This window comes from Streptomyces dioscori (assembly GCF_003024195.1).
In the GTDB taxonomy this organism is placed as follows: domain Bacteria; phylum Actinomycetota; class Actinomycetes; order Streptomycetales; family Streptomycetaceae; genus Streptomyces; species Streptomyces dioscori.
In genome coordinates this window covers 141,161-159,513 of the sequence record NZ_KZ679045.1, presented here as the reverse complement: position 1 = coordinate 159,513, position 18,353 = coordinate 141,161, and the positions used below count along the sequence as shown (strand labels likewise).

At 70.8% G+C, this 18,353-nt stretch carries 17 protein-coding genes; 6 read left to right on the top strand and 11 right to left on the bottom strand.

What is annotated here, in order from left to right; translation table 11 throughout:
- The first annotated feature begins 133 nt into the window (after window positions 1-133).
- Window positions 134-754 carry a TetR/AcrR family transcriptional regulator gene (locus tag C6Y14_RS21350; RefSeq protein WP_107018373.1) on the top strand — a complete coding sequence of 207 codons (621 nt, stop codon included), beginning with the start codon at window positions 134-136 and terminating at the stop codon, window positions 752-754.
- On the opposite strand, the gene C6Y14_RS21345 is transcribed toward C6Y14_RS21350, so the two are convergent.
- Entirely contained in the window at window positions 727-1,617 is an 891-nt protein-coding gene (locus C6Y14_RS21345; protein ID WP_107018597.1) for a glycerophosphodiester phosphodiesterase, read from the bottom strand. The genes C6Y14_RS21350 and C6Y14_RS21345 overlap by 28 nt on opposite strands.
- Before the next feature lie 170 nt (window positions 1,618-1,787).
- On the opposite strand from C6Y14_RS21345, the gene C6Y14_RS21340 reads away from it, so the two are divergent.
- A complete protein-coding gene (locus tag C6Y14_RS21340; RefSeq protein WP_107018372.1) occupies window positions 1,788-2,519 on the top strand; it encodes a bifunctional DNA primase/polymerase in 732 nt (243 codons plus the stop codon).
- A gap of 76 nt (window positions 2,520-2,595) precedes the next feature.
- On the opposite strand, the gene C6Y14_RS21335 is transcribed toward C6Y14_RS21340, so the two are convergent.
- The 7 genes from C6Y14_RS21335 to C6Y14_RS21305 form a co-directional block, all read right to left on the bottom strand.
- Window positions 2,596-3,576: a hypothetical protein gene (locus C6Y14_RS21335; protein WP_225891190.1), complete on the bottom strand. Its 981-nt coding sequence runs from the start codon at window positions 3,574-3,576 to the stop codon at window positions 2,596-2,598.
- Window positions 3,577-3,794: 218 nt separating this feature from the next.
- Window positions 3,795-4,643, bottom strand: a complete 849-nt coding sequence (gene efeU / locus C6Y14_RS21330; RefSeq protein ID WP_107018370.1) for an iron uptake transporter permease EfeU — start codon at window positions 4,641-4,643, stop codon at window positions 3,795-3,797.
- A gap of 3 nt (window positions 4,644-4,646) precedes the next feature.
- Window positions 4,647-6,023 carry an iron uptake transporter deferrochelatase/peroxidase subunit gene (gene efeB, locus C6Y14_RS21325; RefSeq protein WP_107018369.1) on the bottom strand — a complete coding sequence of 459 codons (1,377 nt, stop codon included), beginning with the start codon at window positions 6,021-6,023 and terminating at the stop codon, window positions 4,647-4,649.
- 9 nt (window positions 6,024-6,032) lie between these two features.
- Window positions 6,033-7,193 carry an iron uptake system protein EfeO gene (efeO, locus tag C6Y14_RS21320; protein WP_107018368.1) on the bottom strand — a complete coding sequence of 387 codons (1,161 nt, stop codon included), beginning with the start codon at window positions 7,191-7,193 and terminating at the stop codon, window positions 6,033-6,035.
- 209 nt (window positions 7,194-7,402) lie between these two features.
- Window positions 7,403-8,239, bottom strand: a complete 837-nt coding sequence (locus tag C6Y14_RS21315; RefSeq protein WP_107018367.1) for a heme ABC transporter ATP-binding protein — start codon at window positions 8,237-8,239, stop codon at window positions 7,403-7,405.
- Window positions 8,236-9,396 (bottom strand): FecCD family ABC transporter permease, encoded by a 1,161-nt coding sequence (locus C6Y14_RS21310; RefSeq protein ID WP_107018366.1) that lies wholly within the window; start codon window positions 9,394-9,396, stop codon window positions 8,236-8,238. Before C6Y14_RS21310 ends, C6Y14_RS21315 begins: the two co-directional genes overlap by 4 nt.
- A gap of 2 nt (window positions 9,397-9,398) precedes the next feature.
- Entirely contained in the window at window positions 9,399-10,391 is a 993-nt protein-coding gene (locus C6Y14_RS21305) for a heme/hemin ABC transporter substrate-binding protein (protein WP_199854799.1), read from the bottom strand.
- Between the two features lie 256 nt (window positions 10,392-10,647).
- On the opposite strand from C6Y14_RS21305, the gene C6Y14_RS21300 reads away from it, so the two are divergent.
- The 3 genes from C6Y14_RS21300 (at window position 10,648) to C6Y14_RS21290 (ending at window position 14,435) form a co-directional block, all read left to right on the top strand.
- Window positions 10,648-12,153, top strand: coding sequence for an HtaA domain-containing protein (locus tag C6Y14_RS21300; RefSeq protein ID WP_107018364.1), 1,506 nt, complete (start codon window positions 10,648-10,650; stop codon window positions 12,151-12,153).
- 85 nt (window positions 12,154-12,238) lie between these two features.
- Window positions 12,239-13,729 (top strand): HtaA domain-containing protein, encoded by a 1,491-nt coding sequence (locus C6Y14_RS21295; RefSeq protein ID WP_107018363.1) that lies wholly within the window; start codon window positions 12,239-12,241, stop codon window positions 13,727-13,729.
- 61 nt (window positions 13,730-13,790) lie between these two features.
- Window positions 13,791-14,435, top strand: coding sequence for a PhzF family phenazine biosynthesis protein (locus C6Y14_RS21290; RefSeq protein WP_107018362.1), 645 nt, complete (start codon window positions 13,791-13,793; stop codon window positions 14,433-14,435).
- 344 nt (window positions 14,436-14,779) lie between these two features.
- On the opposite strand, the gene C6Y14_RS21285 is transcribed toward C6Y14_RS21290, so the two are convergent.
- Both C6Y14_RS21285 and map read right to left on the bottom strand, forming a co-directional pair.
- On the bottom strand, window positions 14,780-15,439 hold the full coding sequence (locus C6Y14_RS21285) for a biliverdin-producing heme oxygenase (RefSeq protein ID WP_107018361.1): 660 nt from the start codon (window positions 15,437-15,439) through the stop codon (window positions 14,780-14,782).
- Between the two features lie 182 nt (window positions 15,440-15,621).
- A complete protein-coding gene (gene map, locus C6Y14_RS21280) occupies window positions 15,622-16,479 on the bottom strand; it encodes a type I methionyl aminopeptidase (RefSeq protein ID WP_107018360.1) in 858 nt (285 codons plus the stop codon).
- 58 nt (window positions 16,480-16,537) lie between these two features.
- Between map and C6Y14_RS21275 the strand changes: the two genes are divergently transcribed.
- On the top strand, window positions 16,538-16,768 hold the full coding sequence (locus C6Y14_RS21275) for an SPOR domain-containing protein (RefSeq protein ID WP_107018359.1): 231 nt from the start codon (window positions 16,538-16,540) through the stop codon (window positions 16,766-16,768).
- A 269-nt stretch (window positions 16,769-17,037) separates the two neighbouring features.
- Here the strand turns inward: C6Y14_RS21275 and C6Y14_RS21270 are convergent, their stop codons facing one another.
- Window positions 17,038-18,351, bottom strand: coding sequence for an MFS transporter (locus C6Y14_RS21270; RefSeq protein WP_225891189.1), 1,314 nt, complete (start codon window positions 18,349-18,351; stop codon window positions 17,038-17,040).
- Between the last annotated feature and the right edge of the window lie 2 nt (window positions 18,352-18,353).

Sequence of the window (18,353 nt, the reverse complement as noted above, 5' to 3'; positions counted from 1 at the left end):
CAAACGCCGGACGGGCTGATTTTCAGCCCGTCCGGCGTTTGAGGACACAGTGACGGGAAGGGTAGGGGCGGCGGGGGCGAAGGAGAGTCTTTGGCGAGACGGCCCGTCTTGTCGTGCTGGTAGGTTCGGGCGCATGCCTCCCGACTCCAACCGCCGCAGCGAAAAGTCCCGCCGCGCGATCTACGCCGCCGCCCTCACCCTCGTAGCAGAGGTCGGCTACCCCAAAACCACCATCGAAGCCATCGCGGCCCGCGCGGGCGTGGGCAAACAGACCATCTACCGCTGGTGGTCGTCGAAGGCCGAGGTCCTCATGGAGGCCTTCGTCGACCTGGGCGCCCAGGCGGCGGAGGCGGCCGGGAGCGGGGACTGGGCGGAGACGGACGGCATCCCCGACACCGGGGACCTGGAGGCCGACCTCAAGACCGTCCTGCGCGCCACCGTCGACGAGCTGAACGACCCCCGCTACGAGGCCCCGGCCCGCGCGCTCGCCGCGGAGGGCGTGGGCAACCCCGCCTTCGCGAAGGAGTTCGTCGCCACCCTGCTCCTGCCGTCGCTGGAGCTGTACGTACGACGCCTGCGGGCGGCCCAGGACGCGGGCCAGGTGCGCGCGGACGTGGACCCGTACATCGCGCGTGACCTGTTCGTCTCGCCCCTGGCCCAGCGCTGGCTGCAGGGCACCGGACCGCTCGACCACGCCTTCGCGGAGAGGCTCGTCGAGTACGCCCTCTACGGCATCGCCCCTCGCCGACCCTGACCCTGAGCCTGCTCATGGCGCCGGCCCCAGGCCCTGACCCGTACGCGGGCCAGCCGTCCCGGGGTGTCCGTGATGATCCCGTCGCAGCCGAGCGCCAGGGCGCGGTCGCGTTGCGCCGGGGTCACCACTGTGTGCGCCCACACCCGTGGGATGCCGGACCGGACGGCCCGTACGAGATCGCGGTCGCGGGCCTTGTGGTCCACGTCCAGGACGTCCACGAACGGCCGCCACCGCGCGGGCCGGTCCGTACGCATCTGGTGCGCCGAACGCCACAGCTGCGAGAGCAGGCCCAGCCGGTGGGTGCGCAGGGCCACGGCGGGGTGGTTGGAGTTGACCAGCACCGAACGGGTCAGACCGCGTTCCCTGAGCATGGCCGCGATGGCCCGAAGGCTCCGCGGGTCCTTGGCCTCCAGCATCAGCACCACCCGCCCGCCGAACCGGTCCAGCACCTCGGCGAGCGTCGGCGGCCGTTCCGAGCGCCAGCTTCCGGGGAGGGTGTCCCTGGGGCGCAGCCGTACCCCTTGCCAGTCCCGCCGGTCGAGCGCGTGCACGGGCCCGCCCATGTAGGTGGTGCGGTTCAGGGTGGCGTCGTGCATGACCACCATCGTCCCGTCGCGCAGCATCCGGGTGTCCAGGTCGAGCACCTGGGCCGTCCCGCGCTCGTACGCCGTCATGAGGCCCGTCATGCTGTTCTCCGGCACCTCGCGGGCGCCGCCGCGGTGTGCCGTGTAGACGACGCGGGGCAGCGCCGACACCGTCAGGGGGCCGGGGCCCCATTCCAGAGGGGTGATCGCCCCGCTCTGTCCCACGAGAGCCAGTGACGTGAGACCGGCGATACCCGTCAGCGCAGTCCGTGTGACCATGCCGACACCGTAGGCGGGCATATCGTGTCAAAGTACGCAATGACACTCGATCACTGCCCCGGGCGGGCATCACCCCACCTACCCCGGATGTGGGCTCCGGCCCCCCCGGAGCGCAGGATGGTGGGAGCATGAGGCATGCTGTCCGCACAACAGCCAGGCGAGGGCAATATATGAGCGCAGAGATGGGCCGCCGCTCCGGCGGGCAGGGCAGGATCTCCCAGTGGTTGCGCGGTCGGCGCCCACGGACGGACGCCGCGGACGACTCCGCGAGCCGTGAGGAACTGCTGCTGGCCGCCGCCGGAGCCGGGCTGCCGCTCGCGCCCGCCGCCCATCCCTCCGCCTACCGGTGTTCGTGTGACCGCGTCGGGTGTCCGACCCCCGCGCGCCACCCCGTCTCCTTCGCGTGGCAGACACAGTCCACGACCGACCGGGCGCAGATCGAGCGGTGGGCGCGGCATCAGCCCCTCGCCAACTTCATCACCGCGACCGGCATGGTGCACGACGTGCTGGACGTGCCGGTGGAGGCCGGGCAGGAGGCGCTGGAGCGGTTGCTCGGCTCCGGCATCGAGGTCGGGCCGGTCGCGCTGTCCGGGGACGACCGGATGCTCTTCTTCACGGCGACGCGCGGTACGCCCGAGGACGAGGACGAGTGGTGGCCGTGCGAGCTGGACTGCCATCCCGAGACGATGGATGAGCATCCGGGGCTTCGGTGGCACTGTCGGGGGTCGTACGTGCTGGTGCCTCCGGCTCGGTTGCCGGGGGAGTTGGTGGTGGAGTGGGTGCGGGGGCCCGAGCATCCGTTGCCGGATCCGCTGTCCCTGCTGGAAGTTCTGACGGATGAATGTGCTCGGTATGCGGGGGTTGAGCGGGAGCATGTTGCGGCGTGGCCCCTCCGGGGATGACGCCGCTTTTTGTCTGCGGGTGAGTGGGGGCGGGCCGCGCAGTTCCCCGCGCCCCTGACGGGGCGCGGCCCCGCCTCTATTCGCCCTTTGCCGCTGTCAGGCCCTGGATTCTGCTCAGGAATTTGATCCTCTGGTCCGATGCTGATTTCGGGGGGTCCAGGACTGCCTGGTTGGAGATGGATTCCAGGGTCAGGGACTGTTTGGGGTCGCCGGTCATCAGGGCTTTCACGTCGGCGTTGGTGACGTTGATCGGGACGCCCTGGGCCGCCGTCTGCTTCTGGTAGTGGCGGGTGGTGAAGAAGACGAGGGCGCCGCCGTCCGCCGTGCGCAGACCGACCGGGGCGTAGTCGCCGGACGTCAGCGGCTCGTCGATGTACTGCTGGGCCAGCCCCGGACGCGCGGCGCTCTTCGCCCGGTCGGAGCGCCACTTCGTGGTGTGGGCGCCGTCCGCGAAGGTGCTGCCGCCGTCCTTGAGGTACGTCGCGTACTGCTGGGGGAGTTTCCCGGGGGCGACCGCCAGATCCGCCGCGTTCGCCGTGACCGGCTCGGCCCAGCCGTCGGCGTTCTTCTTGAACGTCGGTATCTCGTCGGCGGAGGAGATCGTCAGATACGCGACCTGCCACACCTCGTTCGCGTCGCTGCGGGTGAACACCATCAACCAACGGTCCTCGGCGCGGCCCTTGTTGGCCTTCGAGTCGGTGACGAACCAGCGCGGCCAGCCGGCCTTCTCCGGGATCGTGAACTCGGTGTCGGTCAGCTTCAGCGGCACATAGCCGGTGTTGCCGCCCGGCTGGTTCTTGCCGCCGGCCTTCAGCTTCGCCCCGTCGATGTCCCCGAGTGCGCCGGTGACCCGGTCCGCGTCCAGGGACGGGTCGTTGGCGCCGTTCGCCTCGTTGTAGGCGGCGGTGAAGTCGCGCAGGGCACGTGCGGCCTCGCTCTTCGTGGCTCCGGGAAGGATCTCCCTTTCCCCGTGCACCACCACGCACCCGCTCGCCGTCACCGACAGCACGGTCACGGAGGCCGCCGTCAGCGCGCCGCGGCCAAGTCGGCGAGGCATGCGAGGCCTGCGCGGCCCAGGAGACCTACGAGGGCTGCGATCCCTGCTCATCGAGTCCCTTCACCTTCCCCGTCCCGGATCCCAAATCCTGGGTCCCAAATCCCGGATCCGGTTCCCGAATCCCGGTTCCCGATCCCGGTTTCCCGGAGGCGAACCCTACCGGGGCCGGGAAGCGCCCGGGATGCGGGATGACGTACCGCGCCCTCCGCGCGCCGGTCTCATGCCTCTTCGCGCACCGGTGCGGGCGACTTGGCCCCGCTTCTGCCGGACCGCGAGGGCGCCAGGAAGAACGCCAGCGTCGGCACCAGGTACAGGACCCACACGACCACCTGGACGACGGTCGGGTCGGGCTGGAAGTTGAAGACGCCCTTCAGGAGCGTGCCGTACCAGCTGTCCGGCGGTACGGTCTCGCTGATGTCGAAGGCCTTGTTCGTCAGGCCCGGCAGGAAGTCGGCCTCCTGCAGGTCGTGCACGCCGTACGCGAGGACGCCTGCGGCCACGACGACCAGCATGCCGCCGGTCCACGTGAAGAACTTCGCGAGATTGATGCGGACCGTGCCCCGGTAGAAGAGGTGGCCGAGCACGACCGCGGTCAGGATGCCGAGGAGCACGCCGATCAGCGGGCCCTGCGTGCCGTCGTTCGACGCGCGCACGGACGCCCACACGAACAGCGCCGTCTCCAGGCCCTCGCGCCCCACGGCCAGGAACGCGGTGGCGACCAGTGCGGCCGTGCCCATCTGCAGGGCCGCGTCGAGTCGGCCGTGCAGCTCGCTCCTCAGATGGCGGGCGGTGCGGCGCATCCAGAAGACCATCCACGTCACCAAACCGACCGCGATGATCGACAGTGAGCCGCCGAGCGCCTCCTGCGCCTCGAACGTCAGCTCCTGGGAGCCGAATTCGAGCGCGAAACCGAAGCCGAGGGCGAGCACGACGGCGACCGCGATGCCGATCCAGATGGGCTTCAGGGCGTCCCGGCGGTCCGTCTTCACCAGATAGGCGATGAGGATGCAGACGACGAGGCCGGCCTCAAGACCTTCGCGCAGGCCGATCAGATAGTTGCCGAACACGGCCTACGCCTCCTTGGAATCGCCGGAATCGCCGGAATCGCTGGGATCTCGGGGGTTCTCGGCGGTGAACAGGGCCCTGCCCCACCAGTCGTCCTTGTCGCGGACACCCGGCGGGATCGCGAACACCGCCGAACCCACGTGCTGGATGTACTCGTTGAGCGCGTCGGCCGCCAGGCTGCGCTGCACCGGGATGAAGCCCTTGCGCACATCGCGCTGGTAGGCGAGGAAGAACAGGCCCGCGTCCAGCCGGCCCAGCCCGTCCGTGCCGTCCGTGAAGGAGTAGCCGCGGCGCAGGAGCGTGGCCCCGGCGTTGGTGTCGGGGTGTGCGAGCCGCACGTGCGCGTCGGGCAGCATGGCTTTGAGGAAGGGCTTGTCGCGCTCCTTGGCCTTGCCGACCGGGGCCCCTTCGCCCTTGTCGCGGCCGAAGATGTCCTCCTGCTCCTGGAGGGAGGTCCGGTCCCAGGTCTCGATGTTCATGCGGATGCGCCGGGCGACGAGGTAGGAACCCCCGGCCATCCAGGCCGAGTTCGCGTCGCCGTCCGTCGCCTCGCCGTTCTTCGCGTCGCCGTCCTTCGCCTCGCCGTCCTCGACCCACACGAACTTCTTCAGGCGGTCGGTCTCGGTCCCCGCGATGTTGCGGGTGCCGTCCTTGAACCCCATGAGGTTGCGGGGGGTCTGGGCGTCCGGGGTCGTCGACGAGGTCTTGCCGAAGCCCAGCTGCGACCAGCGGATGACGACCTTGCCGAAGCCGATCCTGGCCAGGTTGCGGATCGCGTGCACGGCGATCTGCGGATCGTCCGCGCACGCCTGGATGCACAGGTCGCCGCCGCTGCGGTTCTTGTCGAGGTTGTCGCCGGCGAACTTCGGCAGGTCGACGAGGGCCTCGGGCCGCCGGCCGGAGAGGTCGAACTTCCCGAAGAGGGAGGGGCCGAAGCCGATGGTGAGGGTCAGCCGTGACGGTGAGAGGCCGAGTGCCTCCCCGGTGTCGTCCGGCGGCGCCTCGGCGAGACCGCCGTACGCGCCCTCGCCGACCGCCCGCCCCGCGGTCATCCGCCGGGCCGCCTCGGTCCAGTCCTTCAGCAGCTGGACGAAGGCGGCCCGGTCGGTCGTCTTCACGTCGAAGGCCGCGAAGTGCAGCCGGTCCTGCACCGGGGTGGCGATGCCCGCCTGGTGCGTGCCGTGGAAGGCGATCTCGCCGCCCGCCCCGGCGGCGGCCGGTCCGGTGTCGTCGACCGAGCGGGCCACCGCCACCGCGCCACCGGCCGCGGCGGCACCCAGCGCGAGCCCGGCACCGCCCCAGCCGATCAGCGCACGCCGGGAGGGAGCAGCCGATGCGGTGTGCTCACAGGACGTGGCCTGCTCGGCGGGGGTGTCCGTCATGGCCGGTCCCTACTTCTTCGCGACGACGGCGGCGGCGAGCTTGGACAGGGGCTCCGCGAGCGCGTTCACCGCGTCGGAGAGTTCCTTCTGGTCCGCCTCGGAGACCTTGTCGTACGAGGTGAAGTCGTACGAGGTCTTGTCCTTGCGGTAGGTGTCCAGCAGCGTGTCGAGCGCCGCGAACTGCTTGTCCAGCTCGGTGACCAGTGCCGCGTCGTTCTCCATCGCCACCGGCTTCAGCAGCTCGTACGACTTCTCGGCGCCCTCGACGTTCGCCTTGAAGTCGACCAGGTCGGTGTGCGAGTAGCGCTCCTCCTCGCCGGTGACCTTGCCGGTCGCGACCTCGTCGAGGAGTTCCTTGGCGCCGTTGGCCATCGAGGTCGGGGTGATCTCCGCCTTGCCGACGCGGTTCTGCCAGTCGGTGAGGTCCTTGATCAGCTGGTCGGCCAGCTCGGAGTCCCGGTCGGTGAGCTTCTTGTCCTTCCACAGCGAGCGCTCCAGGCGGTGCCAGCCCGTCCAGTCCGTCTCCAGGTCCTGGCCCTCCTCCAGACCGTCCTCGCGCAGGTCGACCTTGGGGTCGATGTTCCCGAACGACTCGGCGACCGGCTCGGTGCGCTCCCAGCCGATGCGCGAGGTGGCGTACGCCTTCTTCGCGGCCTCGATGTCACCGGCCTTGACGGCGTCCGTGAACACCTTGGTCTTCGGCAGCGTCTCGTCGGCCTGCTCCTGCGCGTACTCCCGGTAGGAGGCGACCGCCGCGTCCAGGCGCGGGTCGCGCTTCGCGGCCTTGCCGCCGCCGGTGACCGTGACGTCCTGCCGGATGCCCTTGCCCTTCATACCGGGCTTGCAGGCGATCCGGTAGTCGCCCGCCTTCACCTCGGCGGTGACCTTCTGACGGGTGCCGGGGCCGATGTTCTCGCGCTCGGTGACGATGCGGTCGTCGGGGAAGAGGAGGTAGACCTCGGTGACCTTGGAGCCCTTGTTGGTCACGTCGAGCTGCACGTGGCCGGCCGGGAACTCCTTCTTCGACACCTCGCACTTGCTGTCCGTGGCCGTCACCTCGACGACGTGGTCGTCGCTCGACGCGTCGCTCTTCTCGGTGCAACCCGTGACAGCGGCCAGCGCCACCGCGGTCGCGGCAGCGGTGACGACGGAGAGTCGGACGGCTCGCATACAGGCTCCAAGAGGGTCACAGACGGGAGGAAACGGATCACAGGGAAAGCACAGTGACCCCACAGCGGCTCAGTGAGGCTGCCCTAACTTATCTGAGCCTTACCTGACTGAAAGCCGCCCGTCCAGTGATTCAGCTCTCATGGACGGCGTACGAGCACGGCACGGTCACGGAGGCGCTATCCACCCCCCACGAAACGGTCAAAGACGGGTCAAGAACCCCTGACAGGGGCCACCATGACCCCGCCCGTGCGCGGGTGGGGAAACACCTCCACCGGCTGTTTGTAGACGTCCGAAAGCAGTCGGTCGGTGAAGACCTCCGAGGGCGCCCCGTCGGCCACCGCGCGCCCGGCGCACAGGATCACCACCCGGTGCGCGTACGCGGCGGCGAGACCCAGATCGTGCAACACCACGACCACCGCGTCCCCTTCACGCGCCCTTTCGCGGCAGACCCGCAGCACCAACTCCTGATGCCTGAGGTCCAGCGCGGCCGTCGGCTCGTCGAGCAGCAGCAGCCGGGCCCGCTGGGCGAGCACCCGGGCGAGCGCGACCCTGGCCCGCTCGCCGCCGCTGAGCGCCGAGAAGGGCCGGCCCGCGAACCCGGTGACCTCGGTCGCCCTCATGGCCGACGCCACCGCCGCGTCGTCCTCGGCCTCCTCGGGCCGGCCGGCCCAGGGCGCCCGCCCCATCCGTACGACCTCCTCGACCGGGAAGGGGAAGGAGAGCGAGGCGGACTGGGGGAGCACCGCCCGGCGCAGGGCCAGTTCGGGCGCCGACCATTCGGACACCGGGCGCCCGTGGACCCGTACGACACCTTCGGCCGCCGGGAGGTCGGCGGCGAGAGCGCCCAGCAAGGTGGATTTGCCTGCCCCGTTGGGGCCGACCAGCGCCAGCACCTCACCGGCGCGGACCTCGACGTCCACACCTGACAGCACCTCGCGGGCGCCGAGCCGGACGTGCAGGGCCTCGGCCCCGGCGAGCACGTCACCGGCGGCCACGGGTCCGGGCGCCGCGATCCCCGTACGGAGCCATCCCCTGCGCCTGATCATGCCCAGCCTCCCTGCCTGCGACGGGTCCTGCGCAGCAGCCAGAAGAAGAACGGGCTGCCGAAGAGAGCGGTCAGCACGCCGAGCGGCAGTTCGGCGGGCTCGGCGACGGTACGTGCCGCGAGATCGCCCGCGAGCAGTACGACCGCACCGCCCAGGGCGCTGCCGGGCACGAGGAAGCGGTGGCCGGGACCCGCGACCATCCGCAGCAGATGCGGAACGACGAGACCCACGAAACCGATGACCCCGGAGACGCTGACGGCCGCGGCCGTCAGCAGCGCGACGACCAGGACCAGCACGATACGAAGCCGTTCGACGTCCACGCCGAGATGCCGGGCCGGGCGCTCGCCGAGCGCCAGCAGGTCCAACTTGCGTGCGTACAACGGCGCGACGGCGAGCCCGGCCACCGCGCACGGCAGGACCGCGAGCACCTTCGGCCAGGTCGCCTGGGAGAGCGAGCCGAGCTGCCAGAAGGTGATCTGGTTCACCGCGGCGGTGTCGGCCAGGAAGATGAACAGGCCGATCAGCGCGCCCGCGAAGGCGTTCACCGCGATACCGGTGAGGATCAGCGTCACCACCTCGGTACGGCCGCCCGAGCGGGACGTCGAGTACACGAGCAGCGCGGTGCCGAGCCCCGCGACGAAGGCGAAGACCGGGATCGTCCAGGTGCCCAGGAAGCTCAGGCCGAGCGAGATCGCGGCGACCGCGCCGACCGCCGCACCCGACGAGACGCCGATGACGCTCGGTTCGGCGAGCGGATTGCCGAACACGCCCTGCATCAGCGCGCCCGCGCAGCCCAGTGAGGCGCCGACGAGCAGCGCGAGCACGATCCGCGGGAAGCGCACGTTCCACAGCACGGACTCGGGGACACGGTCCAGTGCGCCGCCGCCGAGACCCGCGCGGTGCGCGACGGAGGAGAGCACGTCCCCGGGCGGGATCTCGTACGCGCCGAGCCCGGCGGAGGTGAGGGTGAGCAGCAGGAGGAGGGCGGCCAGCCCGGCCGTGAGCAGCCAGGGCACGCTGCGACGAGGCCGCGTGACACCGCCACGGGCGAAGGCGGCGGGGGTGTCGGGAGCCGGAGGTTCAGGGGCCGGGGCTGCCTCGGAAGAGGGGGCCCCGGCAGGGCTCTCGGGGGCCTCGGCGGCGGCCTTGTCGGTCACGCTCACTTCTTGTCCCCGTACAACTGGCCGACGATGGACTTCAGTACGGCGTCCGTGCGGGGCCCGTAGTTGAGGAGTACGCCGTCCTCGACGGAGACCACCCGGCGTTCCATCCCGGCGGGGGTCTGCGCGACGCCGGGAATCTTGACCAGGCCGTCGATGCCGCCGACGGACTCAAGTCCCTTCGACATGACGAGGATCGCGTCGGGGGCCGCCTGGGCGAGGGCCTCCGTGGTGATCGCGGTGAAGTCCTTCTCCAGGCCCGAATCCGCGCCCGCGTCCACCGCGCCCGCCGCCCGAAGCAGAGAGGTGGCTCCCGAGCCCTTGCCCCCGATCAGATAGACGGACGCGGAGCCGCGGAGGTAGAGGAAGGCGACCCGCGGTGTGTCGGTCTTCTTCGGAACGTCCGCGCGCACGGCGGCGATCCGGTCCTCGGAGCGCTTCGTGAGCTCCTTGCCCGCGGCCGGTACGCCGAGGGCGCGGGCCACCGCCTCGATGCGCGGGCCCACGTCGTCGAGGCCCTGCGCCGGGTCGACGACGAGGACGGGTATGCCCGCGTCACGGATCTGACCCATCGCCTCCGCGGGCCCGGTGGTGGCCTCGGCGAGCACCAGATCGGGCTTGAGGGACAGCACGCTCTCCGCGGAGACGTCGTGGTTGCGGGTGACCACCGGCAGCTTCTCCGCCTGCGCGAAGGTGGCGGTGATGTCACGGGCGACGACCCGGTCGCCGAGACCGAGGGTGAAGACGATCTCGCTGAGGCTGCCGGAGAGCGGAACGATGCGTTCGGCGTCCTCGACCGTGACGTCGTGCCCGTCGGCCGACCGTACGGTGACCGGAAGTTGCGGCTCCGGCGGGTCGGCGAGCGGCTCGACGCGGTCGGCGGCGGCGCGGGCTTTCGTGCCCGGTTCGGAGGTCCCCTCGCCGGAGGTGCCGGAGCCGCACCCCGCCACCACAAGCACCGCGAGCAGCGCACCCGCCACTCGTACACGCATGCGTCCCACGGTCGTGTAGTTCCTTTCGGTTCGCCGGTGAGGCGGTCTGCTCACCGGACGGGGCCCGCCCCGTCGCTGTCAGGGGCGCGGGGAACTGCGCGACAAGCCACGACGAACCGTCAGTCGAAAAACAACCCGCGGTCCCCGTATGTCTCATCCCGTGCTTCCCGTCCCGGCAGGGCATAGCTTAGGTTAGCCTTACCTTTCTCGCCAGGACGCAGCCGTATCCGGCCAGATCCCCCGCCCCGGAGGACACATGCCAGCCCGCCCGCACCTACGCACCCATGTGACCCTGCTCTGCGCGGCAGTGCTCGCGGCAGTGCTCACAGCGCTGCTCCCGGCCGGCCAGGCCCACGCGGCGAGCCGGACCGTGCAGGGCGGCCGCCTGGACTGGGGCATCAAATCCTCCTTCCAGAGCTACGTCACCGGCCCGATAGCGAACGGCAGTTTCTCCCTCACCGGGGGCGCGGCCACGGTCGGCGGCAGCCAGTTCCGCTTCCACTCGGCGACCGGCACGTACGACGGTTCCTCGGGTGCCTTCAACGCGGGCTTCTCCGGCGGTGTCCACTTCCTCGGGCACAAGGAGGACAACGGCACCTACCAGCTCGATCTGACGATCAGCCGCCCCACCGTCCGCCTCGCGGGCAACGGCGGCACGCTCTACGTCGACATCGTCAGCAAGGCGAAGGGCACCGGGGCGGTCACGACGTCCTCGCAGGTGCCCTTCGCCTCCCTCTCCCTGGGCGGCATCGACATGAAGGGCGGAGGCAACGCCGTCCAGCTGAACAACCTGCCCGCCACACTGACCGCCCAGGGCGCCAAGTCCTTCGCCGGCTACTACACGGCGGGCACCGCCCTCGACCCGGTCAGCCTCTCCGCGGACGTAAAGGCGGCAGCCGCCGAACCGACCCGCACGCAGTCGCCCTCACCGGCCGAGTCCACGTCCAAGCCGAAGGCCGACAAGAAGACTTCGGGCCGGATCGAGAACGGCGCCGTGGACTGGGGGGTGCGCAGGACCTTCCGCGAGTACGTCACCGGCGCCATCGCGCAGGGCGAGTGGAAGCTCAGCGACGGCGCCCAGGACGGCGGCGCGCTCTTCCGCTTCCCCGAGGGCTCGGGCACGTACGACGAGAAGAAGGGGACCCTCGACGCGGCCTTCACCGGAGCCGTCCGCTTCACCGGCGAACAGGGCCTCGACCTGAAGCTCGGCGGACTCCGGGCCAAGGTCACGGACGACGGCAAGGGCACGCTGTACGCCGATGTCACGAGCGCCGATGTCACGAGCGGCGGCGACACGGGCAAGGCGGGCGGGACGGCAAAGGCGGGCGGGACGGAGAAGAAGGTGCCGCTGGTCACCTTCACCGCCAAGGACCTCAAGCCGAAGGACGGCCTCGCCCAGGTCACCGAGGCCCCCGCGGAGCTCACCGCCGAGGGCGCCGAAGCCTTCGGCGGAATGTACAAGGCGGGCACGGAGATGGACCCGGTGTCCCTCGCCGTCGCCCTGACGGCCAAGGCCGAACTGCCCGCCCTGCCCGACCTGGGCAGCGCGGAGTCGGCCACGCCCGAGGCCGCGGCGGCCGAGCCGAAGAAGGCCGAGCCGAAGACCGAGGCCGCCGCGAGCGAGTCGGACACCCCCGTCCTGCCCATCGGTCTCGCGGTCGCTTCCCTGGCCGCGATCGCCGCGGCCTTCCTGATCATCCGCAGGCGCCGTACGCCACGGACGGCCACCGCCGCGGCCCCGGACGCCCCCGACGAGCACTGAACTTCTCTCCCCCGTCCTCCCCCGTCCGCGAGTTGCGCGGGCTCCCACACACTGCACGCACCCTGAACCGAGGAGATCCACGACCATGGCCGCCAACCGCCGCCGCCCGACAGCCCTTGCCGCAGCCTGCGCGACCGCCGTCACGCTCGGCGCCACCACGCTCGCCGTCACGTCCGCCTCCGCCGCCGAAGTACCGCTCAAGGGCTACGAGTTGACCTGGGGCATCAAAGAGTCCTACCGCAACTACGTGACGGGCATGGCGGCCGGTACCTTCACGCCCGAGGCCGGTGCCACCCAGGCCAAGAACAACAGCGTGTTCACCTTCGTCAACGGCACCGGGAGCTACGACTCCGAGGCCCACACCGTCGCGCTCGGCTTCGAAGGCACCCTGAACATCGTCTCCAAGGCACACGGCTTCGAACTGAGGCTGTCCGACGTGAAGTTCGACAGCAAGGTCGCGAGAGTCACCGCCGATGTGACGAAGGCCGGTACGACCGAGCAGGACGTGCCGCTCGCCGAGGTCACCGTCAACCGCACGATGACGGACATGACGACCAAGCTGACCAAGGAGGCGGGCGACGTCTTCGGCAGCTCCTCCTACACGGGCGCGGCCGGCGACCCCCTGACGGTGGTGGAGAAGAAGGCCGAGTCGCCGACCCCGACGCCCACGGGCACCACCACCCCGCCGGCCACTCCGCCCGCCACCCCCACCAGCACGCCGACCACCAGCGCCACCCCGAAGCCGACGGGATCGGCGACCCCGAAGCCCTCGACCACCGAGGCCGCCACCAAGGGGGACATCAGCTACGGCACGCTCGGCTGGGGCGTCAAGCAGTCCTTCCGTACGTACGTCGTCGACGGGGTCGCCAAGGGCAGGATCACCGTGTCGGGCGGGGCGGAACAGGCGTCCGGCAACGGCGTCTTCACCTTCCCCGACGCCACCGGCACCTACGACACGGACGCCGACACCCTCAAGGCGTCCTTCAAGGGCTCCGTCAACTTCAAGGGCCATGAGGACAACGGCAGTTACGGTCTCGACCTCACCCTCAGCGACCTGAAGGCCGAGATCGACGGCGGCTCCGGCAAACTGACCGCCGACGTCGACAGCCTCGGTGAGAAGTCCGAGGACGTGACCCTCGCCGAACTCAAGCCCAAGTCCGCCGACCTGACCGCGGAGAAGGACGTCATCACCCTCGACGGCGTCACCACCACCCTCACCAAGGCGGGCGCGGAGGCCTTCGGCGGCTTCTACCAGGCAGGCGCCGAACTCGACCCGGTCGACCTCGCCGTGGCCCTGACCGCCGACGCCGAACTCCCGGACACCGACCCGACGTCCGGGACGGGTGGCACCGGCGGCACCGGCGGCACCACGGGCGGCACGACCGGCGGAACCACCGGAGGCGGCGCGGGCACGACCGGGTCCACCACGGGCGGTGTGAGCGGCAACCTCGCCTCCACCGGCTCCGACGTCCCGGTCGGCGCGCTCGGAGCGGCCGCCGCTGCCACCGTCGCGGCGGGCGCGGGCGTGGTGTTCGCGGTACGCCGCCGCCGTCTGACGGACTCCACGCAGGCCTGACCGCCCGCCTGACCGTGAAGTGCCCGCACACGCGTCGTGGTCATGATGTTTGAATGCCGGAGTGACTGATTACGACGTGGTGCGGGTCTTCTGCGGGCCCCGCGGCGAGTACGGCAATGAACTCGGGGTCGTACGGGAGGGTTCCGTACTCCCCGAGCGGGACGAACGACAGACGTTCGCGGCGAAACTCGGCTTCAGCGAGACGGTGTTCGTCGACGACCCCGAGCGCGGGGTCATCGACATCTACACACCCAGTGCGCGGCTGCCGTTCGCGGGCTACCCCTGCGTGGGCGTGGCCTGGCTGCTCGACGTACCCGAACTCGTCACGCCCGCCGGCGTGGTGGGCACGCGGCTCGACGGCGAGTTCACCTGGATCGAGGCCCGCTCGGAGTGGCCGCGGCCGCGCACGCTACGGCAGTACGCGACCGCCGCCGAGGTGGAAGCGCTGACTGTGCCGCCGGCGGGGGAGTGGCTGTACGCCTGGGCGTGGGAGGACGAGGCCGCGGGCCGTGTCCGGGCCCGCGGCTTCCCTGGCCGGGGCGACGGCATCGACGAGGACGAGGCGACGGGGGCGGCGGCGCTCCAACTGACGGCCCAACTGGGCCGGGCCCTGAACATCATCCAGGGCACAGGCTCCCAACTCCTCACCGCCCCCCAGCCGGAAGGCTGGATAGAACTGGGCGGCAGAGTCTTCCTGGAACGCTGACACCATCCGGGCGGGGGCCGGGACTTTCGGGTGCGGGCCCGGTGGGGGCTGGCCGCGCAGTTCCCCGCGCCCCTCAAAGGCGGGGCTGCGCCCCGGCCGGGAGTCCCGTGCGGGTGTGTGGGGGCTGGCGGGGAGTCCCGTGCGGGTCCGGTGGGGGCTGGTCGCGCAGTTCCCCGCGCCCCTCAAAGGCGGGGCTGCGCCCCGGCCTTTGTGCCCTGGGGGCGCGGAAGTTTTGGGGGCGCGGGGAACGGCGCAATCTTTTGCCTTTCGCCCTCAGGGGCGCGGGGAACTGCGCGGCCAGCCCCCACGCACCCGCACCCGGGAACGCGACCCCCAGTGGAACGTCACGCGCTGATGCGGAACTCTTCGCCCAGTGCCCGGAAAACCCCCGTGTTCAACGCGAACGCCCGCCGGCACTCGGCAACAACCCGCTGCTTCTCCAGCTCATCCACGGGAAGCGCGTCGAGCAACTCCCGATAACCGCGCTTGAACGCCGCCGGGTTCCCGATGTCCTCGAAGACATAGAACCGCACCCCGTCACCCTTGCGCGCAAACCCCCACGTCTTCTCCGCCGTCCCACGGATGATCTGCCCACCGGAGAGATCCCCGAGATACCGCGTGTAGTGATGCGCCACGTACCCCCCGGTCCACGTACGCGCGCACTCGGCGACCCGCTCCGCGTACTCCACCGTCGCAGGCAGCGCGGTGACACCCTCGCGCCACCCCGGCCCCCGCAGATGCGCGAGATCCCGCTCCAGCGAGGCGAGCCGCATCAGCTCGGGCTGGATGAACGGCCCCGCCACCGGGTCACCGGAAAGATCCCGCGCTCCCGACTCCAGCGCCTCGTACACGAACCACAGCTGTTCCGTGTAGCGCGCGTACGCCTCCACTCCGAGCCTGCCGCCGAGCAGATCGCTCATGAAGGTCGAGGTCTCCGCCTCCACGTGCTGCTCGTGGGACGCGGTGCGGATGAGCGTCGAGAACGGCGTACTCGACGATGTCATGAGGACCTCCGGGGCTGAGCGGGGGAGACGGGAGCCACACCAATCTTCTATGGTTAGGCTTACCTAAGTCAATGGTTTCCCGACGCCCTGTCGGTAAAACGGTACCCCGATCCTCCACCGTTCCCACATGAAAGAGCCGCCCGCTCGGAACGAGCGGGCGGCACCTGGCGAGGCGGGGGCGGCTACGGCAGCGTGAGGACCTCGGCCCCGCTGTCCGTGACGACCAGCGTGTGCTCGAACTGCGCGGTCCGCAGCCGGTCCTTCGTGACGACCGTCCACCCGTCGTCCCACATGTCGTAGTCGTACGAGCCCAGCGTCAGCATCGGTTCGATCGTGAACGTCATCCCCGGCTGCATCACGGTCGTCGCGTGCGGGCTGTCGTAGTGCGGGACGATCAGCCCGGAGTGGAACGACGAGTTGATGCCGTGCCCGGTGAAGTCCCGGACGACCCCGTACCCGAACCGCTTCGCGTACGACTCGATGACCCGGCCGATGATGTTGATCTGGCGGCCCGGCCTGACCGCCTTGACGGCCCGCTCCAGCGACTCACGGGTCCGCTCGACCAGCAGCCGTGACTCCTCGGCCACGTCGCCCACGAGATACGTGGCGTTGTTGTCGCCGTGCACGCCCCCGATGTACGCCGTCACGTCGAGGTTGATGATGTCGCCGTCCCGCAGGACCGTGGAGTCCGGGATGCCGTGACAGATGACCTCGTTCACGGAGGTGCACAGGGACTTCGGGAAGCCGCGGTAGCCGAGCGTGGACGGGTAGGCGCCGTGGTCGCACATATAGGCGTGCGCGACCCGGTCCAGTTCGTCGGTGGTGACGCCGGGCGCGATGAGCTTCGCGGCCTCGGCCATGGCTTGCGCGGCGATCCGGCCGGCGACGCGCATCGCCTCGATCGTCTCGGGCGTCTGCACCTCCGGCCCGGTGTACGGGGTCGGGGCGGGCTTGCCGACGTACTCCGGGCGGCGGATGTTTCCGGGCACGGAACGGGTGGGGGACAGCTCCCCTGGGACGAGCAGCGACTGGCCAGACATGCCAGCGAGTCTAACCAGCGGAGATGGGGGAACATGTCGGTGGCGAGAGGAGCTGGTCATGGCCCTGTTCAAGAAGCGGACGGTCGGCAAACCGGGCGAGTGGTACTACTGCCTGGAACACAAGAAGGTGGAGGAGGGCCCGGAGTGCCCGGCGAAGGACCGCTTCGGTCCGTACGCGTCCCGCGAGGAGGCCCAGCGGGCGATGGACACGGCCCGTGAGCGCAACCTCGACTGGGAGACGGACCCCCGCTGGCACGACGCCGCCCCACGGAGCGCGGACGAAGACTAACCCTCTTCTCCCCACCCACCCGCCCAAGCAACGGCACCGGACGCCCCCCGCTCCCCAGCACCCACCCAGGGAGCGCGGGGAGGACGGGCAAGCGCGCGGGGGCCAGGGGACCGGCGAACGGCGCGAGCAACCCCCACGCACCCGCAGCCACAAACACAAGGACCACCCCCTCGGGCCCCTTAGGGGCGCGGGGAACGGCGCAGTCTGTTGCCTTCGCCCCTAAGGGGCGCGGGGAACTGCGCGACAAGCCCCCACCGGGCCCGCACCCGTCACCGCTCCCCAGCCACCCCCTCCCGCAACGCCTTCATCCGCACGGCATGCGCATTGCTCCGCACGTCGTACCGCATGAGCTGCGGCAAGCACACCGCCAACACCCCCACCGCGGCCACGCACATCACACCCCCCGCCCACACGGACGCCCGTACGGAGAACACCGCCGCCATCCCACCCGCCCGCACCTGCCCCAGCTGCGGCCCGGCGGAGTACGACAGCAGCTCGATCCCGGCGAGCCGCCCCCGCAGCTCATCGGGGATCGTCTGGTTCCACATCGCCGCCCGGAAGATCCCGCTGACCATGTCGAAGCAGCCGGCCAGCGTCAGGAACAGCAGCACCAGCCACACGTCGTGCACCGCTCCCGCGGCCACCATCGCGAGCCCCCAGCACGCCGCCGCGTACGCCACCATCCGCCCGTGCCGATGGATCCGCGAGGTCCACCCGCTCGTCAGGCTCACCAGCAGCGACCCCGCCGGCAGCGCCGCGTACATCAGCCCGAGCGACCACTCGGCGTCCAGCTCGTCCGCGAGGAACGGCAGCACGGCGAGCGGGAAGGCGAAGAACATCGCGGCCAGGTCGATCGCGTACGTACCCAGCAGTTCCTTGCGGCTCCACGCGTACCGGGCCCCCTCCGCGATCGCCCTCAGCGACGGCTTCGCCGCCTCGTGCGCGGCGGGCGACGCGGCGAGTCCCACGGCCAGGAAGAGCGAGACGGCGAACGTGGCGAGGTCCGCCGCATAGGCCCAGCCGAGCCCCGCGTACGCCACCACGAGCCCCGCGACCGCGGGTCCCGCGACCCCGCCGACCGTCCAGCGCAGCGAGTTGAGCGCGGCGGCGGCCGGCAGGTGCTCGTGCCGGACGATGCGCGGGGTGAGCGCGTCGAGCGCCGGCCGCTGCACCGCGACGAGCGCGGAGGACAGCGCGGCGACGGCGTACAGCGGCCACACCAACGGCTCCGTCAGCAGCGCGTTGACCAGCAGGACGGCCGACAGGACCCCCTGTCCCGCCTCCGTCCACATGATCAGCTTCCGCTTGTCCAGAGCGTCGGCGAGCGCCCCGCCGTACAGCCCGAACACGATCAGCGGTACGAGCTCCACGGCGCCGATCGCGCCGACGGCGACCGCGGAACCGGTCAGCTCCTTCATCTGCACCGGCAGCGCGACGAACGTCAGGAAGCTGCCGAAGTTGGTGATGAGCCCGGCCACCCACAGCCGCCGGAAGTCGGCGGAGGTCCGCCACGGCGCGAGATCGGGCAGCAGTGCCCGCAACCGCGAATCGGCCTTGGGCCCGGGTTTGCTCAGTTCCGTCACGA